At 42.2% G+C, this 23,696-nt stretch carries 20 protein-coding genes and 2 pseudogenes; 6 read left to right on the top strand and 16 right to left on the bottom strand.

Annotation, left to right across the window (positions count from 1 at the left end; all coding sequences use genetic code 11):
• Positions 1-240: 240 nt before the first annotated feature.
• On the bottom strand, positions 241-891 hold the full coding sequence (locus CKY02_RS01995) for a hypothetical protein (RefSeq protein ID WP_112894036.1): 651 nt from the start codon (positions 889-891) through the stop codon (positions 241-243).
• 494 nt (positions 892-1,385) lie between these two features.
• The gene (locus tag CKY02_RS01990) at positions 1,386-2,081 is read right to left on the bottom strand and encodes a hypothetical protein (RefSeq protein ID WP_112894035.1); all 696 of its coding nucleotides are present in this window, start codon (positions 2,079-2,081) and stop codon (positions 1,386-1,388) included.
• Between the two features lie 358 nt (positions 2,082-2,439).
• Here CKY02_RS01990 and CKY02_RS26130 point away from each other — a divergent pair, with 358 nt between their 5' ends.
• Positions 2,440-2,571 (top strand): hypothetical protein, encoded by a 132-nt coding sequence (locus CKY02_RS26130; RefSeq protein WP_275658193.1) that lies wholly within the window; start codon positions 2,440-2,442, stop codon positions 2,569-2,571.
• A gap of 261 nt (positions 2,572-2,832) precedes the next feature.
• Here the strand turns inward: CKY02_RS26130 and CKY02_RS01985 are convergent, their stop codons facing one another.
• From CKY02_RS01985 to astC, 9 genes are all read right to left on the bottom strand, one after another.
• The gene (locus CKY02_RS01985; RefSeq protein ID WP_112894034.1) at positions 2,833-3,657 is read right to left on the bottom strand and encodes a class I SAM-dependent methyltransferase; all 825 of its coding nucleotides are present in this window, start codon (positions 3,655-3,657) and stop codon (positions 2,833-2,835) included.
• Between the two features lie 11 nt (positions 3,658-3,668).
• A complete protein-coding gene (locus CKY02_RS01980) occupies positions 3,669-4,823 on the bottom strand; it encodes a cysteine desulfurase family protein (RefSeq protein WP_112894033.1) in 1,155 nt (384 codons plus the stop codon).
• Between the two features lie 12 nt (positions 4,824-4,835).
• The gene (locus tag CKY02_RS01975) at positions 4,836-5,720 is read right to left on the bottom strand and encodes an LPD16 domain-containing protein (protein ID WP_112894032.1); all 885 of its coding nucleotides are present in this window, start codon (positions 5,718-5,720) and stop codon (positions 4,836-4,838) included.
• An 895-nt stretch (positions 5,721-6,615) separates the two neighbouring features.
• A complete protein-coding gene (locus tag CKY02_RS01965) occupies positions 6,616-8,070 on the bottom strand; it encodes an amino acid permease (RefSeq protein WP_112894030.1) in 1,455 nt (484 codons plus the stop codon).
• 98 nt (positions 8,071-8,168) lie between these two features.
• On the bottom strand, positions 8,169-9,155 hold the full coding sequence (gene astE / locus CKY02_RS01960; protein WP_112894029.1) for a succinylglutamate desuccinylase: 987 nt from the start codon (positions 9,153-9,155) through the stop codon (positions 8,169-8,171).
• 12 nt (positions 9,156-9,167) lie between these two features.
• Positions 9,168-10,511, bottom strand: a complete 1,344-nt coding sequence (gene astB, locus CKY02_RS01955; protein ID WP_112894028.1) for an N-succinylarginine dihydrolase — start codon at positions 10,509-10,511, stop codon at positions 9,168-9,170.
• Between the two features lie 49 nt (positions 10,512-10,560).
• Positions 10,561-12,036, bottom strand: a complete 1,476-nt coding sequence (gene astD, locus CKY02_RS01950) for a succinylglutamate-semialdehyde dehydrogenase (RefSeq protein WP_112894027.1) — start codon at positions 12,034-12,036, stop codon at positions 10,561-10,563.
• Between the two features lie 2 nt (positions 12,037-12,038).
• On the bottom strand, positions 12,039-13,070 hold the full coding sequence (gene astA / locus CKY02_RS01945) for an arginine N-succinyltransferase (protein ID WP_112894026.1): 1,032 nt from the start codon (positions 13,068-13,070) through the stop codon (positions 12,039-12,041).
• Between the two features lie 21 nt (positions 13,071-13,091).
• Complete coding sequence (gene astC / locus CKY02_RS01940) at positions 13,092-14,300, bottom strand: aspartate aminotransferase family protein (protein WP_112894025.1); 1,209 nt, start codon at positions 14,298-14,300, stop codon at positions 13,092-13,094.
• 1,510 nt (positions 14,301-15,810) lie between these two features.
• Between astC and CKY02_RS01935 the strand changes: the two genes are divergently transcribed.
• Positions 15,811-16,548: an SDR family NAD(P)-dependent oxidoreductase gene (locus CKY02_RS01935; protein ID WP_112894024.1), complete on the top strand. Its 738-nt coding sequence runs from the start codon at positions 15,811-15,813 to the stop codon at positions 16,546-16,548.
• 147 nt (positions 16,549-16,695) lie between these two features.
• Here CKY02_RS01935 and CKY02_RS01930 read toward each other — a convergent pair whose 3' ends face one another.
• Together CKY02_RS01930 and CKY02_RS01925 are read right to left on the bottom strand one after the other, a co-directional pair.
• Positions 16,696-17,715, bottom strand: coding sequence for an alpha/beta hydrolase (locus tag CKY02_RS01930; protein WP_112894220.1), 1,020 nt, complete (start codon positions 17,713-17,715; stop codon positions 16,696-16,698).
• A 64-nt stretch (positions 17,716-17,779) separates the two neighbouring features.
• The gene (locus tag CKY02_RS01925) at positions 17,780-18,991 is read right to left on the bottom strand and encodes an MFS transporter (protein ID WP_112894023.1); all 1,212 of its coding nucleotides are present in this window, start codon (positions 18,989-18,991) and stop codon (positions 17,780-17,782) included.
• 169 nt (positions 18,992-19,160) lie between these two features.
• On the opposite strand from CKY02_RS01925, the gene CKY02_RS01920 reads away from it, so the two are divergent.
• Positions 19,161-20,039 carry a LysR family transcriptional regulator gene (locus tag CKY02_RS01920; protein WP_112894022.1) on the top strand — a complete coding sequence of 293 codons (879 nt, stop codon included), beginning with the start codon at positions 19,161-19,163 and terminating at the stop codon, positions 20,037-20,039.
• A gap of 72 nt (positions 20,040-20,111) precedes the next feature.
• Here CKY02_RS01920 and CKY02_RS01915 read toward each other — a convergent pair.
• Positions 20,112-20,426, bottom strand: a pseudogene (locus tag CKY02_RS01915) (transposase domain-containing protein); the annotation flags it as partial.
• 219 nt (positions 20,427-20,645) lie between these two features.
• A complete protein-coding gene (locus CKY02_RS01905; protein ID WP_112894021.1) occupies positions 20,646-21,026 on the bottom strand; it encodes a hypothetical protein in 381 nt (126 codons plus the stop codon).
• Between the two features lie 622 nt (positions 21,027-21,648).
• Here CKY02_RS01905 and CKY02_RS23440 point away from each other — a divergent pair.
• The 3 genes and pseudogenes from CKY02_RS23440 to CKY02_RS01895 all read left to right on the top strand — a co-directional run.
• The gene (locus CKY02_RS23440; protein WP_146747379.1) at positions 21,649-21,879 is read left to right on the top strand and encodes a hypothetical protein; all 231 of its coding nucleotides are present in this window, start codon (positions 21,649-21,651) and stop codon (positions 21,877-21,879) included.
• Positions 21,880-21,929: 50 nt separating this feature from the next.
• Positions 21,930-22,496, top strand: a complete 567-nt coding sequence (locus CKY02_RS01900) for a reverse transcriptase domain-containing protein (RefSeq protein ID WP_240001974.1) — start codon at positions 21,930-21,932, stop codon at positions 22,494-22,496.
• A 247-nt stretch (positions 22,497-22,743) separates the two neighbouring features.
• Positions 22,744-22,878 (top strand): annotated as a pseudogene (locus CKY02_RS01895) (IS982 family transposase); the annotation flags it as partial.
• 266 nt (positions 22,879-23,144) lie between these two features.
• Here the strand turns inward: CKY02_RS01895 and CKY02_RS01890 are convergent.
• Positions 23,145-23,438, bottom strand: coding sequence for a type II toxin-antitoxin system RelE/ParE family toxin (locus CKY02_RS01890; RefSeq protein ID WP_275658197.1), 294 nt, complete (start codon positions 23,436-23,438; stop codon positions 23,145-23,147).
• Positions 23,439-23,696 lie beyond the last annotated feature (258 nt).

Raw genomic sequence — 23,696 nt, 5'->3', positions numbered from 1 at the left:
TAACAATCCAAATAACCTTCACAAGATTGCAATTATGCTTGATTATAAAATACATAAAAATCAAATAATTATTTATCACTATTGTAAAATATTTTTCAATGAAAGTTTTTCTGCTATCTAACTGAACACAATTAAATACAAAAAACAATTTAATCATGCCGCATATATGCGGCACCTCACCTTTATAGTTATCTGCGTATATTCAAGATTGATAATTGCATAGTTTCAGCACAGAGAAGCCTATTTTTTCTTTTTCTGTAATAATACATACGCGACCTGGGCTTGTACTTTATTCTTTGATAACCACCCATTAAATATATTTCCTATTCCGCGTTGCTTATATGCAGAATCACAACTTGCCGATGTTCCTGTTACACCAAGCCCGTATGTTCCTCCACCTTCAGCTTTAGTCTTACATCCATTTTTAGTTGTAAAGTCATTATATAACCAACCAGCCTTTTCCGTCTTAAATTCAATAACAACACCTGGTTTTTTATTCGTTAGATAACTTTGTGAGTAAGTGAATTGAGGCGCAATTCCACAGAAACTGTTTTCTTGAACGCAAGAAATTTTCTCGTTCCTATTCTTATCAAATGTTTGATATTCCTTTATCTCCATTCCTCGATACCAGTACATCGATTTTTCTGCCTCATTATCACTATTTGCGGTTTTACTACTCTTTAGCGTAAGTTTATTTGGTGTGTTGTCTTTAACTCTAAGAACACAATTTGTGTATAAAGACATTACTTTGGTTTTTGCCAATCCATTTGCAGTTATTGCATCTTTTACCTGATTTCTAATGTTCTCCGGATCTTTCATACATGCCATACTAACACTGCTGATAGCTAACAAAAGCGGGGAAATAAGGAAAACCTTTTTATTCAAACTCATATTTCTATCCTTGCTTTATTTGTTTTTTTAATATCTAATTAAATGAAAATAGATTTCATCATTATATGTTGATTTAAAAACACTATTACAGACAATATATAACAAACTAATCAATATATTTGTCGCAAATAAGGTAGATTATTTAACTGTAAAAAACAAAAACAAATTCCAATATAATTAAATTAAAAAATATTTAATTAGAATATATGAAAAAAATACAGTAATGAAATAAGATAAAAAACAAATAGTTACATGACAATATGCCTTTTGAAAAACATTTCACAATGAAAATTTTCTTTTCCACCTAATAGAGTTCCTCCTGTAATCAAGAAAAAGCACCAAAGCCAGCCAGGCATTCGGTGCTAAAAAGAGAGTTTAAAGCCGATAATGACATGATTATATAACAGATATTAAGGACGAGTTCGGTATATACCCGTTATCTTTCAAGTTGCCTCTTTGTTGGCTGCACTCACTCACCCCGGTCACATAGTTATCTATGCTCCCGGGGATTCGCTCCCTTGCCGTCGCGATGCATCTTGAAATCCATAAGGTATAGGTAATTGCACATAAGAAATTGTAGCCTCTATTTTAGCTGGCTTTTCTGATAGCCACTTATTAAACTCATCCCCTATCTTATAACCTTTAGGCTGACAATTTGACTTATCTTTTTTCAACGCGCCTATTCCACCCAACCCATATGATTCTCCTCTTGATTCAACATCAATTTTGCAGTTATGTTTAATCGTAAATTCATTATATAGCCAGCCAGGTTCTACTGTACTAAATTCTATAACGAATTTTTTATCTTCTCTCATCGGATAACTCTTGGCATAAGTATACTCAGGAGAAATTCCGCAAAAACGATTCGGAATGTTAGCACAGGGAACTCTTTTAAAGTTATTACTATCAAATAATTTATATTCCTCCATTCCCATTCCTCTATACCAGTATATCGCTATCTCTGCACGTTCATCCCTATTTTGGGATTTATTATTAATTAATATAATTCTATTTCCGGCATTCACCACATCCAATTCACAATTTTTATACATAGACATCAATTTAGTTTCTTGTAGCCCATAGCTTTTTATTATATTTCCCACCATTGGATCAATATTACATGCCATACTAACGTGACTCATAGCGAATAAAAAAGGGGAAATAAAGAAAGCTTTTTTATTTAAACTCATATTTTTCTCCTTGCTTAAATTATGATTTCGGTATCCAATGAAACGAGAATAAACCTCATTATTATCATTAATATACCCACATAGTCTTTAACGTAAATAATAACTTAATTCACAATCCTGCTATAAATAAAAACTTAGCAACAAAATAATATTACAATATAAATCATTTGATCTGATGAGTTTATATTATTATTTTCCAACTTAAATAAAAGTAGATTACTAAACCAAAAAAAACAAACTCAGACACAATTAATAAAACTTTAATTTAAACATCAGAATAAGATAGCAAAGAGACAAAAATAAAATAATTTCAATCACCTATATAATTGACAACCTGAGAATTATTACCATATTACACATGCAATTAAATAATCATTATATACCCGTCATCTTTCAAGTTGCCTCTTTGTTGGCTGCGCTCACTCACCCCGGTCACATAGTTTGCTATGCTCCCGGGGATTCACTCCCTTGCCGCCGCGATCCATCTTGAAATCAATAGGGTATATTTTTATTCCATAATAATCTAAAGAATATTATTTCATCATTGCAATAATATCTCAATAATTCATAAAAGCTCTATTGACAATAAAGACCAATAATTATTTATTTAAGGAAATCTGGAGAATAGCAGACATGATGTGTTGTCTAACCAGAAACAGTGAAGTTGAGAACTGACCGAAGGTTAACACCATTATTCAGATAAAATGCGTAAGATACCTCCTTGCCCAATAAGGCAAAGAGGTAAGAGATATTACGGGCGATAACCAATAAAGGCCACGCGCGACAGCCTTCTTTCGATTGAGACTAACTGTGTGGTGGACAAGAAATTCTGCATCCGCTCGAACGCTTCTTCACCCTCTATTGCAATAAATTGCTCCCTGCGCTTCTCACGCCCGGCACGCCAGCGCTCACTAAGTTCAACAACGCTTTGGGTAAGATCCACCTGCCTTTCGAGGCAAAGACCCGCCTCGCTGATTAAACGCTCGTTCAATCCGATCGGAGTGTAGAGAAAATAACCTGGCATGCCACGTATCACGATTTCATCTTTACTCAGCATGCCCGTTACCAAAGTAGGATCGGTATACAAAAACCGTCCGCCTGGTTTCAGTAGCCGACACCATTCACGCAGCAAGGTCAATCGATCCGGAATATGAATTACAGAGTCGATGCACCACAATGCGTCAAAAGTGCCGTCAGGAAATGGCAGAGGCTGGCGAACGTCACTGTCGACGAAATTGCTTCGATCTTCCAGCCCGAAATCTGCCGCAAGTTGCCTAGCAGTAAGAAGGCCATGAGGATGAATGTCAACCCCCGTCACCCTACAGCCACTGCTCCTTGCCAAAAACAGAGCCGGTCCCCCGGATCCACTGCATACATCCAGCACATGAGAGCGGTCAGATAATTGAAGCCATTGGGAGAACTTTCTAAACTCATCAGCAGAGGACCAGTTGTTCTGCCCTAGGTCTTCGCCATAGGTCTCTTTGCGTACCTCGGATACCGCTTCCGCAGAGAAACTACCGAAAGCCCGTTCGTAAAAACCAGTGCCAGGGCTTGAGGAGGAAGTTTGCATAGTCATAGATAATGCTCCTAGCGAATAGAATTTAATCGGAAGACAAGGTGTTCAATTGCGGTGTCCAGTATCGCATTATCGAGATCCGGATCAAAACAGAACCGAACCGACGCATTAGCCTGAGCCGAGCTCAAGCCAATGCCAGTGAGCACGTGCGAAGGCTGTAGTTCCGCGGAGTTGCAGGCTGAACCTGACGATATAGCCACCTGATGCAACCCGGATATTAGCGCCTCCGAAGCGATACCTTCGAACTGAACGTTCACGATGTATGGGGAACTGCAAGAGATATCGGTATTCAACACGGCATTCGGCACCCTTTGATGAAGGCGAGTAATAAAATAGTCTCTCAATGCAGTGACTTTTGCTTGACGTTGCATAAGGGTTGACTGAACCATCTGGCACGCAAGACCAAACCCGACAATCAACGGCGTTGGCAAGGTGCCGCTGCGCAAATGATTCTGGCCGCCGCCATGGATAAAGGGCCTCAAATGCCCCGCAACACGCGCATCGACGAAGAGTGCCCCAACTCCTTTCGGTCCCCGCATTTTGTGGGCGGAAAACGAAAGCATATCAATTCCCGTTTCTTTGACGTTCATGGGAATTTTGCCGACAGACTGGACGGCATCCACATGTAGCCAAGCGCCTGACCGACGCGTGAGTGCAGCGATTTCATCCACCGGCTGAACTGTGCCTAGCTCGGAATTCACATGAGCAACGCTGACGATACGGGTGTCGGCGGTCAGTTTAGTCATGACATCTTCCAGTTGTACCCGGCCATTGGCGGCAACTGACATGTACTCGACAGCAAGCCCCCGACGACTCAACTCTTTACCGACGAGTAACACAGATTTATGGTCGATAGGGCAAAGTAGCGCTCCCAAAGGAGCGCATTCACTGTGAGCAAAACTTGAAAAAAGCGCAATATTGTTGGCTTCTGTGGCCCCCGATGTAAAGGCGATCTCCTCTGGGCGAGCACCGATGAGAGACGCAACTTGTTGGGCGGCGTTCTCTATCGCATGCCGGGCGCGACGCCCCATCACATGGGCGGAGGAAGAATTACCAAATTCATGCTCCATATAGAATCGCATGATGTCGACGACCTCAGGAAAGCATGGTGTCGTAGCACAATGATCCAGATAGATTACGCCAGTCGGGTTTTCATTGACATTCATAGCGACTCCCCATCAGGAAGTGAAGACGGCAACGTTAACAAGCTTCGAGTAGATCTCTTGTGTCTGCATCTCTCCGCTTCCACCGGGATCCGCAACAATCACCTTCATGCCCGAAAGCCCATACAGAGAGAGCGCTGTGCTTACCCCTGTTTTAACTGGTTGGAAGCATTCGCCAGGGGCGAAGATCACCAGAAGGCGATGTTGCGCCTTGTAGACCTCGGAGATCATCTCGGTGATCTCTCCCGCACATCCGGTAACGCCGCAGGTAATGAGAGGTCGGTAATCGCCGTTTTCGTCCACAAGAGAAATTTCAGTTCCGGCATCAGGGCCATTGTCGAGAACGCGGCGATTTAACAGCCCTGCTTTGACCAACTTATCGGCGCTTTTCTGGAATCGGTATTTCAGCCAAGTCTCCGGATAGGCAATAGGATGTTTCCGGCTTGCGAGCATGTTTTGCTCAGAAAATTGCCCACTGCGCTCTAAGATAGATCTGTACGAGGCCGGAAGCGCGGAGAATTGCTCATAGAAGGCACGTCTTAGTTCAGATGCTGGCCCGCTGTCGCGCGAAACATATTGCCAATCGTTGATGAGCAGCAGGAATTTTATCGCTTCGAATTGATGTTTAAGCTGCTCTGCGATTCGAACACCAAGTTCCCAAGTGTATCCAGGAAAGATTCCTACGCGTCGCTCAATTTTTTCTCGCATAGGAGCCGTATTTTCTTCGATCACTCCAGGAACAAGGCATCCTCGTTCTTCATCAAGGAAGAGCATGAAATGCCCTGCCATAATAACGAGATCCGGATGTGGAGCATTAGTCACTTCGGTGAGAATAAGGTCGAGTAGCTCAGCCTCGGATTGAACCAGACGGTGGCTGTTTGAGATGTTAACTTGTTGCATATACGCCTATATTAATATTATTGATTTTATTAGCAATTTAAAGGCTGTGTTATAGCTCTGAAAACTGTATGACCCATTTCGATTTTCCTAGTGGATCGCTAAATTTCACTCACTATGAACATCCTCCTCCACAACAGTTATCAATTATCAGTAGACAATTGATAATAGATTATATATTTACATATAATCTATTATCAAACAATTAGTAATATTAATATTTAATCTATATCCTGTACTATTTGAGATACATTAATAGCAAAGATTGATGTTGTATATCCTCGCTGTAGAGAAACCAAAAGCGTTGACTAAAATGGTTATTAAACGTCCTAACATTAATGTTACCGATATCATGATTCCCGCCAAGTCGATTCCAAACGACAAGACTACACATCCTATAAACACCAATATTAACGGGCTTTCTCATCCCCATAATCACATTTCATAAACATATTATTGCGCACATATTCAAGTCACGTAATGCCGTTGCCTCACGCTAATTATTGATATTACTTAGCCAATTTGGCGTGACGTTTTTTATGACAGACGTCCAGCCTGTCCATTGAACATTGTCAGTGAGCAACTCATAATTAATTAAAAAATTTGACTAAAAACAAAATAAATCATCAATAAATTTAATTTAAATATTTAATAAAAGCGCCGAGGTCATGAAGCTTAACAAATTCTCAATTGGAAATAGGTCAAAAGAAATAACGTAACTTTGACTAAAATATCAGCAAAGGCAAGCCCCTGCTCGCAAACGATTTGATTATCACCTGAGTTAATTGTTTGGTATCCGTTGAATATCATGCAATCAAGTGAGCCGTTTCGGCTAATATGAGATCACCATTAAAGCCATTTTTCTATCTGTTTCAATTCGTTATTTCTTCATTCCTGTCTATGAACGAAAACTCTCTTTTGATATCTGATAACGTTGTTCTTCCTGTGCCTCATTTCTCTTTTTCACGCGCCATAAAATACTTAACATAATAAACCATAAAGGCGTGCCACAGAGCGCGACCAGGGTATCCGGGTCAAAAACCATTACCACTATGGTAAAGATGAAAAAAATCAGGGTCAGCCAAGTCATTAACATCCCCAAAGGCATCTTAAATATTGAACGTTTATGCACATCAGGGCAATTCTTACGATAAACCAAATAGGCAACCAAAATCACACACCAGCTATAAATCACCATAATCGAAGCAACGGTTGATACAATAGTAAATAACTGCATGACATTCGGTACAATAAATAAAAGTGACGTACCAACCACCATACAGAAACAAGAAAATATCAGACTATGTACAGGAATCGCCGTATTGCGGGAAAGAATTTTAAATTTCTGGTGTGCGTTTTTTTCCGTTGATAAGCCATAAAGCATACGTGTACAAGCATATAATCCACTATTAGCAGAGGACATTGCTGACGTTAATGCAACAAAATTAACCACTGCGGCAGCGGCAGGCAGACCCGCCAAGGCAAATAGTGTCACAAAAGGGCTGGTTTCAGCTGAGATCCGTCCCCAAGAAGTGACGGCAATGATGCTCAACATGGAGAAAATATAGAAAATCATAATTCTCATCGGGATATAATTAATTGCTTTCGGCAATATCTTTTCCGGATCTTTTGTTTCTGCCGTCATCGTGCCAACTAACTCAACACCGGTAAAAGAAAAAATCGCTATTTGAAAACCAGCAAAAAAACCAAAAATACCATTTGGCAAAAATACCGATGGATCAGTCAAATTATTCACAGAGGCGATCATACCATCCGGTGATTGCCAGCCTACCATCACCATACCAACGCCAATAATAATTAGCGCTAAAATCGCAATGACCTTAATCATGGCGAACCAGAATTCAGTTTCACCAAATAAGCGGACAGAAAGAAGATTACATGTACCCAGTAAACCTAGCGTTATAAATGCGGGCACCCAAAGAGAAACACCGGGAAACCAATATTGAATGTAGCCGCCACATACAACAACATCAGCAATACAAGAGACAATCCAACTCATCCAATAAGTCCAGCCGAGAAAAAAACTGGCTTTGGTCCCTAAATAATCCGATACAAAATCAGCAAAAGAGCGATAATTCAGTTTAGTCAGCAGCAATTCTCCCATTGCCCGCATCACCATATAGACAAAAAAACCAACAATCGCATAGGTAATAATGATCGATGTACCCGATACGGCAATGGTTTTTCCTGACCCCATAAATAAACCTGTGCCAATAGCACCACCAATGGAAATCAATTGAATATGACGTGCACTCAGCCCTCTATGAAGCGTTTGTGTATCAGCAAATTTCTCTGCCGAAAGGTTTTGTTGAGTTTTATTATTTTTAGTCATGATAATACCCGTCCGTCATTAAAGAAGCAGTTGACTGCTAAATCTTTCTGAAGAAGAAGTTTTTACGGCTTCAGGAAGAAAATGGAATAATGTCTTATTTATTTAATTATTTTTTCATTTAAAGCAAGTAACAATCCTGCCCGTAATCCATTAGCAACCTCAGCATTAGGAAATAAAATAAACTTCGCCGGAAATTTAATTTTCCAATGGCGATCATGTTGGCTGGCGATTTCAAATCCTTCTGGCAATTCAGTAAAGTTCAAGGTATCCGCGGGGATATGAAGTTGAAAACTGTCGTGACTCTTAATAATGGAATTAATTACCTGGTAATGTTTCAGCTCAGATTTAATACGTGCTGCTATTTGCGATAAAGAAATTAAACCATAAAGCGCATCCGTAATTTTTTGAAATCTGGTTAAATCATTTTCCCCAAAAGGCATTGCTTTACCCATCTCCATTGTACAACTATCCGCCCCAAACTTTTCACTCAGAAAATGGCTGAAAGTCCCAGCTTTCTCACGATGATAAACCAGCGCATCAATATCGCTGTCATGCAACCATTGCATAAATTCAGCAGAAAAGGGGCGATTCTGAGCAGGTAACAAGGCAAATTGCTCATGGTGAGAAGCGCGTATAGCGGTATGCAGATCAATATGCCAGCGAATATTTGCCGACGACACCGAAGGTTCAGCAAAAAAGCGACTCACAACGTCTTCAAGTTCAGCCGCACGTGATCGCTCATTTCCTAGCGGAAAATTCAGGTAACGGCCACCAAACATGCGATTCAAATCATGATGTAAATAACGTCGATTCGCACGCATCGCAGGCAAATTACCGAAGATGATCAACAAGTTATTTTTTAGTGTTAACGTGCCATCCGCCAACTGTGCAAGTAACTGAATCAATATTTCAATAGGCGCGGTTTCATTACCGTGAATACCGGCAGAAATCACCAAAGACCGATTTTCTCCCTCATGGGGAATCAGTTGCAGTACCCCTTCTGCCAGCCAATGCGCATTTATTGTTTCCGGAAATATCAGATGGTCGGCAAGTTTTTTTTCAAGCAATAACGTTAACAGATCCATATCTGCTCCAATTTAGCGCTGAAATTCATAGATCGATCCTAAATTCAGGATCTGCGTAAGCTCATCCAGCGCGGTATAAACTTCACGAAGTAATTGGGGATCGGCCAGATCACTAGCGCATAATTCATCACGATAATGGTGCGCTATCCATTTGGTCAGGCGCTGGTGAAGTTGCGTATTCATCAATGTTGCGGGATTAACAGCACGAAATTCAGCATCGTTGAGTACCACCCTCAGACGCAAACAGGCCGGGCCGCCGCCATTGCGCATACTTTCCCGCAAATCAAAAACACGGACTTCATTAATAGGCGAAGAGGTTTGTGCACTCAGCGACTGCAAATAATCCCAGACAGCGGAATGTTGGCGGCACTCTTCAGGAACAACGATCACCATTTTCCCATCAGTTTTACTCAGTAACTGACTATTAAAGAGATAAGAATCAACCGCATCTTTGATGCTGATCTGCTCAGCAGGCACCTCAATCGTGACAAAATTCTGTCCCAATATCGCCATTTTCTCTTTAATTTCGGTCAGAACCTGAGACTGATTAAGATAAGCATATTGATGGTGAAAAAGGACATTCCGGTTGCTGACCGCAATCACATCGTTATGGAAAACCCCACTGTCAATGGCGACCGGGTTTTGCTGTACAAAAACGGTTTGTGCCGGATTAAGCTGATGCAACCGCGCAATCGCTTCACTGGCTTCCAATGTTTGCCGCGCAGGATAACATTTGGGCATTGGGCCGCCGCGAAATGCGCTACGGCCATAGACAAACACCTGTACGCCAGGCGTATCATAATCACCGCCAAGGCGATTATGGTTTGCCGCCCCTTCATCACCAAAATCTTCATGTTGTGGAAGAGCCTGGTGATGGACAAAATAGTTTTGATCAGCAAAAGTGGCTTTTAACGCAGCGGCCGTCGTTTCTATTTCCAGCGAACGGTGCAATTTATTGTTTAAATTAGCTACCGTGAAATGAACTCGCTGATCAGCGCTATCCGCCGAAGGCGACACGGTTGCCGCATTTGCGGTCCACATTGATGAAGCAGAACTCAGTTTTGATAATAACACCGGAGAATATTTGGCTGCTTTATGCAGTATCTGCTCATCACTGCCCACAAAACCTAAATTACGCAAGGCTGGAATATTAGGGCGTTGTTGAGGAGGAAGCACTCCTTGAATAAACCCCTCATCAGCCAGCGCTTTCATTTTCATCAACCCTTGCAGCGCGGCTTTACGCGGGTTAGATACGCTGTCTTTATTATTAATCGAAGCCTTATTACCCACAGAAAGCCCCGCATAGTGATGGGTCAGGCCGACCAACCCATCAAAATTTGCTTCAAAACCAGCCATAAATCCCTCTGGAAAAATTGTATAAATTGAAACCTATCCCGTTAAACGGTTATTCAGGGAAATGAAGCCCCGGCGCAAGCGTTTCAGGTAAAGTGAGTTCGTCGGCAACCAGAGATGACATCGGCCAGGCACAGTAATCAGCAGCATAATAAGCACTAGGTCGGTAATTTCCTGACGCACCAATGCCACCGAAAGGCGCTTTACTGGAAGCCCCAGTCAACGGCTTATTCCAGTTCACAATGCCCGCTCTGGCATCTTCCGACAGACGTTGGAACAGAGCAGCATCCGGCGAAATTAAACCGGTAGCCAATCCGAATCGGGTGTTATTGGCAATTGCCAGCGCCTCATCAAATGTGTCATAACGCATAAGCATGAGCAGCGGCCCGAAATACTCCTCATCAGGAGCATCAGCGACTTGGCTAACATCAATAATCCCTGGGGTCAACAACGTTGATTGCGGCTGGCATTGCTCCAGCGAAACCAAAGAAATACCACCCAGTTTTTGTAGCCGATCTTGAGCTTCCAATAGATTCTGCACAGCCTGTAGAGAAATGACTCCACCAATGAACGGTTGAGGTTGGGCATCCCAATGGGATGGTATGATCCGCTCTGTCACCTCCACCAGACGCTTAATCACCGCATCTCCGTGCGCACCATTTTTGACCAACAATCTGCGGGCACAGGTGCAACGTTGACCAGCGGAGATAAACGCTGACTGCACAATGGTGTAAACAGCGGCATCAATATCGTCGCAAGCATCGACGATCAATGCATTGTTTCCCCCCATTTCAAGTGCCAACATCTTCTCTGGCTGACCGCCAAGCACTCGGTGAAAGTGAAAGCCAGTATTGGCACTTCCCGTAAACAGCACGCCATCAATCTGCTTATCCTCCAGCAATGCTGTCCCGGTATTGCGCGCTCCCTGAACCAGATTGAGCACACCTGCGGGCAAACCGGCTTTTTCCCATAGTTTCACCGTCTCTTCCGCGGTCATCGGTGTCAATTCACTCGGTTTAAACACCAGTGTATTACCCGCAATAAGCGCGGGAATAATATGACCATTAGGCAAATGTCCGGGAAAGTTATACGGACCAAAAACCGCCATCACGCCGTGAGGACGGTGACGCAGTAAGGCACGGCCGTCTGGCATAATCGTTTCTGACTCACCGGTACGCTGTTCCCACGCTTCGATAGAAATAGCCGCTTTACCTATCATGGATTGTATTTCAGTCCGAGTTTCCCATAACGGTTTACTGGTTTCCTGACTGATAACACGAGCAAGCGTCTCTTTCTCCTCATTCAGCAAAGCCGCAAACGTCTGAATGACCTTAATCCGCTCACTGGCAGGCAAATGTGACCAGGCATAAAACGCCTCACGAGCAGCATGACAAGCGGCTCTGACTTGCGAAGCATCGGCGCTGTTAGCTTGCCACAGAATCTGTTGATCTATTGGGGAAAATTTAGTTATCGACTCACCCTGTCCCTCAATCCATCTTCCCCCAATGTAATGTGCTTTATAATTCATGCTTAATTTTCCTTTGGAAAGAGACTAACCCGTCGCACCTGCTCCCCATCGCTTACTTGAAGTGCATCCATCTCTGCGGTTGTTAAAAAAAGTTCATTACTGTCACACGCCACATTCAATAAAAGCGCTCGAAATTCACTAAACTGCTGATTGGCAACGATACAAGGAACACCATCATCTCTGGTCACTGATTCAGCTTTACTGACAGAAACGAGACGACTCTCTTTTACCGCACGTATCCGGTCAATCTCAGCCTGTAATAAAGCGCCGCCATCAAAAATATCTATATGATCTTGATAAATAAGACCTTCTTTTTCAAGAATTGCCCGCGCGGGTACTGTTTTCTCATGGACCTGCCCAATCACCTTCTGCGCCTCAGCAGATAATAAGGAGATATAAATAGGATGAAGGGGCATGAGTTCGGCAATAAAGGTTTTCGACCCAATACCGGTTAAGTAATCTGCCTGGGAAAAAGGAATGCCAAAAAAATGTTGTCCCAGTGAATTCCAGAAAGGGGAATTTCCTTGCTCATCTGCAACCCCTCGCATTTCAGCGAATATAATTTTAGAAAAAATATCCCTAAATGCGGCGATAAAAAGAAAACGTGCTTTGGAGAGAAATACCCCATTTCTTCCCTTCTGATATTCCGGATCAAGGAACAAAGTACACAATTCACTGTTACCGGTCTGATCTTGTTCCAAAGTCAACGCTTCAATAGATTTATAAATTCCCAATTCACGTGATGAACGAATGGTTTTTTGTACCCGAAAGTTATAAAACGGCTCCTCCAGCCCAACCGCCACTTCGATAGCACTGACACCCGCCACACGATTCACGCTGATATCTTCCAGCACAAAAAGGAATCCCTGCTGAGCCCTGGTCAGTTTTCCCTCAAAAGTATCAACGCTACGTGCAATACGTGAGCGTAATTGCTCCAGGTTATTGGGAAAAGATGTCAAACCTATACCCGCGCGTTGAGATAAAGACTGAACCCCATTTAAGTCACTATGCCGGACAGCTCGGAAAAGCATCATAACATCACCTTCAATTTACTATTAACCTACAAACCGCATGATGGTGCTTTCAAGACGAACCAGACCTTCATCAATATCAGCAAATTCGATATTTAATGCTGGCGCAAAGCGCAACACATCTGGACCCGCGATCAAAGCAATTAATCCCTCCTCTGCTGCCAAGTTAGTTAATTGCTTCGCCTTACCTTGCCAAGCCTTATCCAATTCAGCACCTAAAAGCAGCCCTTTACCTCGCAAGCAACTGAATATTTGGTAACGCTGATTCAGTTTCGATAATTTATCCATGAAGTAATCATGACGTTGCAAAACGCCGGTGAGCAGCTCCGCCTGATTAACAATAGAAAGCACCTTATTGGCAACCGCCGCCGCCAGAGGATTACCGCCAAACGTGGTACCGTGCGTTCCAGGTTGAAAAACCGCTGCAATATGTTGTTTTGTCAACATAGCTCCGATAGGAAAACCGCCACCGAGACCTTTAGCACTGGTAAGAATATCAGGCTCAATACCATATTCCTGATAAGCATAAAGGTATCCTGTACGGCCCACCCCAGTTTGAATTTCATCAAAAATAAGCAGCGCTTGAAAACGATCACATAAGGTACGTAATTCCTGCAAGAATGCAGGATCTGCGGGAATAACACCGCCCTCACCGATAATAGGTTCGACAATAACCGCACAGGTATTTTCAGAAATGTGTTCTCTGATCGCCGCTAAATTATTATAAGGAAGATGCGTAATTTCTTGCGGGAGAGGGGCATAATCTTGTGAATATTTTGGCTGCCCTCCTACTGTAACGGTAAATAATGTTCTACCATGAAAAGAATCTTTAAATGAAATAATCTCATTCTTATTTTTTCCATATTTATCAGCGGCATATTTTCTGGCTAACTTTAATGCTGCTTCGTTAGCCTCTGCCCCTGAATTACAGAAAAACGCTTTATCAGCAAAAGTATTTTCCACGAGTCTTTTTGCTAATTTTAGGACAGGTTCATTGGTGTAACCATTACCTATATGCCATATTTTATCAATCTGAGAAATTAACGCATCCTTTAATTCAGGATGTGCATGCCCTAATGAATTAACGGCAATTCCACCGGCAAAATCGATATATTCCTTGCCATCTTGATCCCATACTTTCGAACCTTTGGCCCGAACAGGTATGAACTTAGCAGGAGAGAAACAGGGCACCATATAGTGTTCAAACCAACTTCTCTGAATATTTTCTAACATAGATAATTTCCCCTTAAAATAGAGAGTACACGGATGAGAGAAAGTAATATGCCCCGCATCATTTTTCGTCTCACACTTACACAACTTATTTAATGTATGCCGAGTAAAAGGTTTACCAAATTGAAACCTAAAAAGCCTTAAAAATAATAAGATTACAGGATCTATTTAATATTATTCTTATTAATCCCATGACTATTTCCTAAAACATAGTTGCTCAGCCATTAGACAGATACTGTTGCCCCTACTTAACAAAGTCAACACAAGTTGTACACAAAAAAAATACTTTTTGATCTTGTTCAAAATTCCAAAAAGTATTTTTATGCATGGTTTATGCACATTTAATGAATAAATAGGGAGTAAATAGGGAATAAATTAAATCTACTACATATAGATGAAATGAATAAATAAATAATTATTCATTAATAACGCATGAAATTTATCTATTCAAATGTAAAATAAAATTTGACCGAATTTAACTTTCAAAAACCAGAGTAAACCGATAACCAAAACAACAAAAGGAGTGAACAATCTGATGATAACTTAATATAAAATTAACTATCCAGTTAAGAAAATTGACTATATCTAAATGCTCTTAAATTTCAGACAACAATACCCCTGCCTATTGAGATTATTTGTAACAAATTGACTGTATTGTTCCCTACCTCAATGATTTACTTAGATTAGAGAAACAAGTAAAGTCTTTTCAAGTGAAAACGATTCAATAGCGATTATCACTTTCCTCAATCTTGCTTTTAGATAGGAAAAACCCGATAACCAATTCATACCGAATGATCACCTCATCGCTAAACAGTTAATCATTTCTTAATATATTAGTATTATAAAACATCCCTATCGTAACCGATTACCAACGCCTTATTCAGAAGCTTAAACCAACGACTACTTTACGACAGAAATAATAGATATTATCTTTGCCGTCAATTTATCATTCCAAATAATAAATTTCATTTTTTCCTATTTATTTAATAATTTCATTTAATTTTCTGCAATTTTCATTGGCAAACGCTTAGCTTCATTGTTAAAAGTGAAATCGTTATTTGTATTTATTATGTGTAAATGTTAAATCACTCCATATTTTATTTTCTTTATATTAATGTCAAATTGAGATTATTAAAAAACATTAAGTATTTTTAAATATAAGCTAAATGCTTGTATATTTAATTATAAAAAATTTTATTTTGGCAAATGTCATAAAAATTAGCTATCTATTCTAGATAATGGATATGATATTAATACAAAATGCGACCTATTCAATATTTACAAAATCATTCAATGCGCCAAATTATACAAAATATAAGATTAAGTTGAAAAACAATTTATTAGGAATTATTTTAATAGAATTAAGATAATATCGTTAACGTAAATAGAAAAAAGATCAGTACAAGTTAGAACTAATTTGATCACTTATTAAAAATACTGAGTTGCCTGAATCAATTAGGATATGTCAAGGATAGTATGAACTTATTCCGCATCATTTACAGGAGCAGAACATATGACTTTAGATTTTAACAATAAGGTGGCAATCGTTACCGGTGGTGCCATGGGTATTGGTGCTGCAATATGCCGCCGACTAGCGGCAAACGGCGCAAAAGTTGTCGTGGCCGATCTTAACGGCAACGCTGCTCAAACCCTTGCCAATGAGCTTGATAATGCTATCGCCATTCAGCTTGACGTCTCCCAAGCATCCGCGGTGGAGCGCTTAGTGGCCCAAACGGTAGAAACCTTTGGGGCACTACACCTGGCGGTCAACAACGCAGGGATAGCCGGCTCGTTCCATCGGACCGTGGACTATCCGTTGGATGACTGGCATCAAGTCATCAACGTCAACATGCACGGTGTCCTGTACTCAATGAAGTATGAAATTCCAGCGATGTTGGCTTCTGGCGGTGGTGCAATTGTTAACATGGCCTCGGCCGCAAGTAGTGTTGGTCTCGCCAACTCGATTGCATACGTAGCAGCCAAGCATGCGGTGCTAGGCATGACAAAGACCGCCGCGCTGGAGTATGCAAAACAAGGGCTCCGAATTAACGCCGTCGGGCCTGGTTACATCGACACGCCGTTGATGTCTAGGCTCGACACCAATGTAGTCCAAGAAGCAATCAAGCTTCATCCTATCGGCCGTCTCGGAACACCAGATGAAGTCGCTGCACTAGCTTGCTTCCTGCTATCTCAGGATGCATCTTTCATTACCGGTAGTTACCATCTCGTTGATGGTGGATATATCGCGTAGTAATTTCCTTAATATCTAGGTGTTAACAAAACCTGTGGAATTCTCCCTCCTGAATGCTAATTGTGAGTAAAACGAGCGTTTAGCATTGGGGGGAAAAGGAGAGCAAACAACTAAAAGCGCTAAATGCGCCTTTAGTTTGTTATTATCTTATTTTAAATTATTAGTGAAAAATGATGTAATCTTGTCAAATGGAATGAATTTCGTCCGATCATATAAGTCCACATGCAATGCGCCGGAAACAATGTAAAGCTCCTTAGGCTCAGCGGCCAATTTGTAAGCATCCTCACTGAAATAACGGGAATTAGCTTTTTTACCCGCAATGAACAGAATCGGACGGGGCGAGATTGCCTCTATTTGAGAGAACGGAAAGAAATTCATTAATGCCGGGTTACTGGTCAGAGACATTGCTGTTGTTGAGCGAGGATGGTACCCCCTCGGCGTCCGGTAGTAATCATAGAACTCGCGAGCGACAGCCGGTGACTCGGCGGTAATTTCTTCCGGAGTCCCTATAACATAGCGTTTCTGTCCACCTTCAAATTCGACGTAACGCTGCTGGGCAATGTCTTCAAGTACTTTGACCCTATCCTCTTTGGTCATTGTGTCCCCCAATCCCTGACGGCGATCCCGACCCATATCATACATACTGACAGTAACTATAGCCTTCATACGAGGATCGACAGCCGCAGCACTGAGTGCAAACCCTCCGCTCCCGCAGATACCAATGACACCAATGCGATTTCTGTCAACAAATGAGCGGGTGCCAATAAAGTCAACAGCTGCACTGAAGTCTTCCACAAAAGCTTCTGGAGAGGCAATCGAACGAGGTTCTCCGCCACTCTCGCCGTTATATGATGCATCCCAAGCCAAAGTGACAAAACCACGCTCTGCCATTGCCTGGGCGTATAAACCCGAACTCTGCTCTTTGACGCCCCCAAAAGGATGACCAACAATAATAGCCGGGAGCTTTTTCGACATATCCAGATTTTTTGGAATATACATATCGGCAACCAAATTGATTCCCAGACGGTTATAGAACGACACCTTCTGGTGAATCACCTTATCGCTTTGCGCAAATGTCTTATCCCAAGCCAGTGTATCCGCGGCAGATGCTACTGCCGATGTTGATAACAGCGTACCCAGAGCTATTGCTGAAACTATCTTTTTCATGTTCATATATTTGCCTTTAATGAAATATAAAAGTCAGTACGTTTTTCTCTGCTATTGCCCATGTTTACCCATGAGCAATAACGCCAGGATGAGCTGAACGCTGTGTAGCCCAGGTAAAAATGGCAGATAACGACAGTAATACCGCGCCAAAGACGAAGGGACTTTTCCAGCCCATGACATCGAACATTACTCCACCGGAACTGGTTCCCAGCGTAATAGCCAACTGAATAGTCGCGACCATTAGGCCACCACCAGCTTCGGCATCATCCGGCAGTACGCGGCTCAACCAGAGTCCCCAAGCAACTGGTGCTGGCGTGGCGACTAATCCCCAAGTTGCCAGTAACGCCGCAACCGCCATGCCAGAACTGCCGAAAATGGTAAGGACTACCGCAACCACTGCCATCGCGAGAGGGATAGCAATCAGGTAAGCAAACAACCGTTTTTTTAACAACAATCCGATGAGGTATGTTCCAACCAGACCGCTAGCACCCAACAGAAGGAGTATGAGGGATAATTCAGTAACACTGATGCCAGTAATCGTTTCCAGAAACGGCCGCAAATAGGTAAAAACAGCGAACTGACCCATGAATAACCACATAATGCCAGCCATACCCAAGGCAACCTGCGTTTTTTTCAGCAACCTGAATGGATTGACTGCTTCGCTTTTTTTACTGGCTTCCATCGCAGGAATCCCCCGCCATTGCCAGGCAAATGCCAGTATGGCAAGTGGGATAACCATAAAAAAGGCACCTCGCCAGCCAATATACTGTCCCAGAAAGCTACCCAGCGGAGCTGCAATGGTCGCCGCCAGCGCATTGCCACCGTTTATCAGAGCCAACCCTTTCGCAACAGAATCAGGTGGAAGCAGCCTCATCACGGTCGCCGTCGCCATTGACCAGAAACCACCAATGGCGATGCCCAATAAAGCCCGTCCGACCATGAACTCCACGTTACTAGCGGCCAGTGTCACAATCACCCCGGATGTTGTCAGAAGTAGCGTGAAACTCAGCAGCACTTTTTTCCGGTCGAATTTACCTGTCAGGGGAGTATTCAGCAGGCTGGTCAGCACAGCAAAAAAACCTGAAACTGAAATAGCCTGACCTACCTGCCCCTGGCTCATCTGCAAGTCCTGTGCGATTGGACTCAGCAAGCTGACGGGCATAAATTCTGACGCAATCAGTACAACAACACAGAGAGCCATGGAAAAGACCGCTCCCCATGCAGGAGGCTGGGTTGAATGCGTGTATGATCTTACATCAGTATTAACCGTTTTCATTTTTCTCCAGCATTCATCTGATAGCAGAACGGAATGACGTGTTTTATGCATCCCAAACAGCCATGGCGATAATCAAACTCATGTAGATCTTAATTGCATAATGTTTCTTTGATTAGACGTTATAATTAGCATGCTTTTGTGAGAAAAATTCAACAATTGAGGTTTCAAGATGGACGATCTTCAAGCATTTTTGTTAGTGGCAGGGGAGCAAAGCTTTACAAAGGCCGCGGCAAGAATGGGCGTTACGCCATCGGCACTCAGCCACACCATTAAAGCTCTGGAAGAAAGACTCGGGGTACGTTTATTAACCCGTACAACACGTAATGTCGCACCGACAGAAGCAGGGGAAAGATTATTACATTCTATTGGTCCTCTTTTTGAGCAGATTAACGCTGAAATTGAAAGATTAGGTGAGCTTCGGGATAAGCCTGCGGGTACGATTCGTATCACTTGCTCAGACGATGCGGTACAGATGATCCTGAGGCCCATGCTTGCCAGATTTCTTGCCAGATATCCTGATATTAACGTGGAGGTCAGTATCGATTACGGTTTCACGAATATTGTCAGTGAGCGGTTTGATGCCGGAATCCGGCTTGGCGAAGCTATCAGTAAGGATATGATAGCAGTACGTCTTGGTCCGAACTGGCGCCTCTCCGTAGTTGGGACACCCGCCTATTTTGAGCAGCATCCAATTCCGCAATCTCCTCATGATCTGACAAACCACCGTTGCATTAATGTCCGTCATTCAGTTGCTGGTGGCGTTTACGCATGGGAATTTGAAAAAGATGGCAGAAAGCTGAATATTCGGGTCAATGGTCAATTTACCTCAAATAGTACTATTCATATTCTAAATAGCGCACTGGATGGCATAGGACTGGCTTATGTCCCTGAATATTTAGCTAAACCCTACATTGCCGACGGGACACTAAAGGAAGTCTTAGCGGACTGGTGCCCATATTTTCAGGGATTTCATCTTTATTATCCCAACCGGCGACAGGCTTCGCCGGCTTTTATGGCTTTTGTGGAAGCCGTCAGGTATCACATCTAGAGTGATGAACATAATACTCTTCTGGACGGAGACAGGAAAAGTATCAACGGTTCCCTGATAATAAAAGTAAGGCTCTATCTCCAGCGCCAGCCGGATATCTTCACAGGGTAAAGTCGCCGGCAAAGGCTGACGTTTAGGCTGGGCCGGGGGCGCGTTTTCCTTGATATGCAGGCGTGACAGCTGGGTTTCCAGCACGGCGATATCGGTATCGGCATCTTCCTCGAACTGACTCCGTTTGGTGCCCACTGGCAGGGTTTCGCTGTGCGTGCCGAAACGCCAGCGTTGCGCCTGTTTCAGGGCCTCTTCCAGCTGGTGAATGTAGTCGCGTTGTTGTTGAAGCAGCGCCAGTGCCCGCAGGCGGAACTGGTTGGAGTCATTCAGCGCCATTAAGTCATGAATACTCGCATCACGTCAGGTAACAGCGTCAATGGACAGGCGACGACATACTCGTCTGGGGTATGCAGGGTGACGGTGTGCGTGTCGTCAGGCTGGAGTGAAACCGGCAAGATCACGGGGATCTTTCCGGCTTTTTCATTAAATTAATGCAATTATTTCAGATTAAATCACCAGGACTTTAATGCGGTCAGAAATAATTTAGTATCAATATCAAAATATATTTTCATTAGTTTTTAAAACTAATTGATTATTCTCGTATATTTCATCATATCCTACATCAATTTCCTTTAAATATATCTTAAATTCATCTAAAGTTGTTTCATCAGTTATTTTGTGAATATTTATGTATAACTGTTTAACTCTAAATAAGCTTTCATAATAGTGATACACCCATTTTTTCATTCCAGGTTGTTGTTGTAATGAAAACGCCTTCAAGTTCGCAATTTCATTAATCTGTTGAGCATAATCCGATCGATTACTGAAAAATACATATTTATCATTATTAGCACTGTTTAATATGGCATTTGGTAAAGACTGAGTGCCTAAAGATATGTACAACAAATCATCTTCTTTTCTCAGTGCATTGAGCATAAAAAATCCTTATAATATGAAGTTACGAAACCTTCTGTTGTATTCCGTGTAAGTTGTTATTTTCTGGAATTATCTGCGATTGATAATTAATCCATAGAATAACCAGTACTGGTGAAAACCCGTAATAATGTCTGAGTACCAGCCTGTTTCGGTGAATAAGCACGATTATTTTCAGTAAAAAATAAAATTGAGGGAATTTATATCCAGTATGGGCAATCTGAATCGAGATAATATGATTTTGTTTGACAAAATATTTTACTTCCTGTAATTGAGTCCCTACATATTCGTATATGAGCCGAACTCTATTATTATTACCACATGAAAGAATCTACAATGAACATTATCATTAGTTTATATTCCATTCAAGAAATAAATAACTAAATCATAAGATATATTGATATTAATCAATATACAACCTGCCGTTATTGGAAAATATCCTGGGATGCTATTTACCACGGGAAAAGAGATTATACCGCCAAAAGAGAAAAATTATTAATTAATAGAGAACCGTATCCGAAAAACCCGATTTTTCGTACCGCACTATCATTGAATATATACCTTATGGATTTCAAGATGCATCGCGGCGGCAAGGGAGCGAATCCCCGGGAGCATAGATAACTATGTGACCGGGGTGAGTGAGTGCAGCCAACAAAGAGGCAACTTGAAAGATGACGGGTATATACCAGTCCGGCGTCAGTCTGGTATATATCCGCGATATTTTGGGGCATATGGACATATCGACCATAGATATCTACGCAAGGCTCTGGAAAACGCGTATCCGGATATTACACCAAAGGTACTACCAGACTGGAATCATGATGAAAATTTACTTGGATTCTTAAATAACCTGTAGTAATCCCTCAATTTATTATGCTTACTCTTTGTGGTGTATGGCCTGATCCCATGCACCCAATCGGGCATTACTGCGCATTAGGAGGAGTTATCAGCCCGGTGCTGGCAAATCTGTTCCTGCGCTATGTTTTTGATAAGTGGATGCAAAAGCATCATCCCCAGCAGAAGTGGGGGCGTTATGCCGATGATGGTCTGGTTCACTGTCAGAATGAAGCACAGGCCAGAGAAATACAGAAAACACTGGCGCGACGTTTCAGTGAGTGTGGACTGGAACTGCACCCGGACAAAACCCGGATTGCCTACTGCAAGGATGGGGACCAAAAGAGCAGGTATGAACACATCAGTTTCGATTTCCTTGGATACACATTCAGGCCGAGATGGGTGAAGAACCACAAAAGGAACAGCCTGTTTGTGAGTTTTACGCCGGCAGTCAGCAAAACGGCGCAAAAGGCCATGAGATTCAAAATTCGCAAGTTGAAGATCCGGATGCGGACAGAACTGAACTTAACACAGATGGCAAACTGGCTAAATCCCATGATAAGTGGATGGTTGAGCTATTATGGTAATTTTGTCGTTCGGAACTGTATAAGGTATTCAGACAACTCAACAAAGCATTAGTGCGCTGGGCCAGACGAAAGCTCAAGGCCCTGAGCAGGCATAAAACCCAAGCCTCAAAACTGCTTCAAAGGATTGCAAAGCACATCAGGGGTTGTTTGCCCATTGGCGGGCAGGAATGACAGGCACGTTTGCTTGATGGGAGCAGTATGAGTCGAGAGGCTCACGTACCGTTCTGCCAGAGACTGCGGGGGAAGTTCCTGCGATCTACTCAACCAATTAATGGACAATGAAAAACCATTTCTCAAATGAGCATTCGCGCCACCGAAGTATAAAAGGATTTATATTGACCGTTTTAGGCGGTTTGATTGCTTATTGCCTTAAATGGAAGAAGCCATCACTGAAAATTTTCTATTCGAAAGACGATTTTTCAGTGACAGCTTAAACAGAATTCGGGTTAATTATGTAAAAACTTTTCAATAGATGAAACGCAATTACCGCTTCATTTATTGCACGAATGGGAAATTTATCGTGCGCGGCATCACATAGTACTGTTCATTCTAATAGCAAAATACTGGCATTATTCATAGGTACTAAGCTCAGGACGAGCATAAAGTTTTTCGATTTCCGAGTAGAATGACAGGTGAATACATTTAATCTTTTCTATCACAAATCTCAATTCAAGACAATCAGCTATCTTCAAACCGCTTCTCACCCAGCCAAGTGGTTCAACGGCACTATATGTTTGTGCAGCACACCGAACACAACTAATTGCTGCTCATGCACTACGTAATAAATGACATGGCTGACATAGGGAAAACTCAAAATATCCAGTCCAATATCAGTCCTAGACTTGCCCAAGGAAGGAGTATCAGCGAGCAGACGAGTGATTCTCCGTAGTTCCAACAAATATTTTTGTGATTGAGCTGTCCTCCACTGTTTCATGGTAAATCGGCGTATTTCGATCAGATCTCTTTGGGCATCCGGTGTTAAACGACAGAGGATCGGTATTAGTCGTATTTACCTGTCTCTAGTTTATCAAAAAACGATTCACCATCAACCAGGGTAATCGAATCGAACAACAATCACCACGATCATTACCTAAAAACACCGCATATTATTCAGCTAACTTCTCTAAACACGCCTAAAAACGGGTGGTAACGCCATGCTTCTCCGCCATCTTTTTTCCTAAGACGAATCTCACCAAAATGTTGGCTTACATTTTTTAACTCCATATCATTGGTATCAGATAAATTCTGGTAA

It is taken from the genome of Photorhabdus bodei (genome assembly GCF_003287735.1).
Taxonomy (GTDB): domain Bacteria; phylum Pseudomonadota; class Gammaproteobacteria; order Enterobacterales; family Enterobacteriaceae; genus Photorhabdus; species Photorhabdus kayaii.
Note: the sequence above shows the minus strand (reverse complement) of the source record. Positions and strands in the feature narration are given on the sequence as shown.

Bases quoted from the DNA above. Each gene is read 5' to 3' on its own strand.
- astC (WP_112894025.1), bottom strand. From the start codon at position 14,300: ATGTTAGAAAATATTCAGAGAAGTTGGTTTGAACACTATATGGTGCCC.
- CKY02_RS01975 (WP_112894032.1), bottom strand. From the start codon at position 5,720: ATGCAACAAGTTAACATCTCAAACAGCCACCGTCTGGTTCAATCCGAG.
- CKY02_RS01905 (WP_112894021.1), bottom strand. From the start codon at position 21,026: ATGCTCAATGCACTGAGAAAAGAAGATGATTTGTTGTACATATCTTTA.
- CKY02_RS01995 (WP_112894036.1), bottom strand. From the start codon at position 891: ATGAGTTTGAATAAAAAGGTTTTCCTTATTTCCCCGCTTTTGTTAGCT.
- astD (WP_112894027.1), bottom strand. From the start codon at position 12,036: ATGAATTATAAAGCACATTACATTGGGGGAAGATGGATTGAGGGACAG.
- CKY02_RS01900 (WP_240001974.1), top strand. From the start codon at position 21,930: ATGCACCCAATCGGGCATTACTGCGCATTAGGAGGAGTTATCAGCCCG.
- astE (WP_112894029.1), bottom strand. From the start codon at position 9,155: ATGGATCTGTTAACGTTATTGCTTGAAAAAAAACTTGCCGACCATCTG.
- astA (WP_112894026.1), bottom strand. From the start codon at position 13,070: ATGATGCTTTTCCGAGCTGTCCGGCATAGTGACTTAAATGGGGTTCAG.
- CKY02_RS26130 (WP_275658193.1), top strand. From the start codon at position 2,440: ATGCAATTAAATAATCATTATATACCCGTCATCTTTCAAGTTGCCTCT.
- CKY02_RS01925 (WP_112894023.1), bottom strand. From the start codon at position 18,991: ATGAAAACGGTTAATACTGATGTAAGATCATACACGCATTCAACCCAG.
- CKY02_RS01965 (WP_112894030.1), bottom strand. From the start codon at position 8,070: ATGACTAAAAATAATAAAACTCAACAAAACCTTTCGGCAGAGAAATTT.
- CKY02_RS01930 (WP_112894220.1), bottom strand. From the start codon at position 17,715: ATGAAAAAGATAGTTTCAGCAATAGCTCTGGGTACGCTGTTATCAACA.
- CKY02_RS01985 (WP_112894034.1), bottom strand. From the start codon at position 3,657: ATGACTATGCAAACTTCCTCCTCAAGCCCTGGCACTGGTTTTTACGAA.
- CKY02_RS01920 (WP_112894022.1), top strand. From the start codon at position 19,161: ATGGACGATCTTCAAGCATTTTTGTTAGTGGCAGGGGAGCAAAGCTTT.
- CKY02_RS01980 (WP_112894033.1), bottom strand. From the start codon at position 4,823: ATGAATGTCAATGAAAACCCGACTGGCGTAATCTATCTGGATCATTGT.
- CKY02_RS01935 (WP_112894024.1), top strand. From the start codon at position 15,811: ATGACTTTAGATTTTAACAATAAGGTGGCAATCGTTACCGGTGGTGCC.
- astB (WP_112894028.1), bottom strand. From the start codon at position 10,511: ATGGCTGGTTTTGAAGCAAATTTTGATGGGTTGGTCGGCCTGACCCAT.
- CKY02_RS01990 (WP_112894035.1), bottom strand. From the start codon at position 2,081: ATGAGTTTAAATAAAAAAGCTTTCTTTATTTCCCCTTTTTTATTCGCT.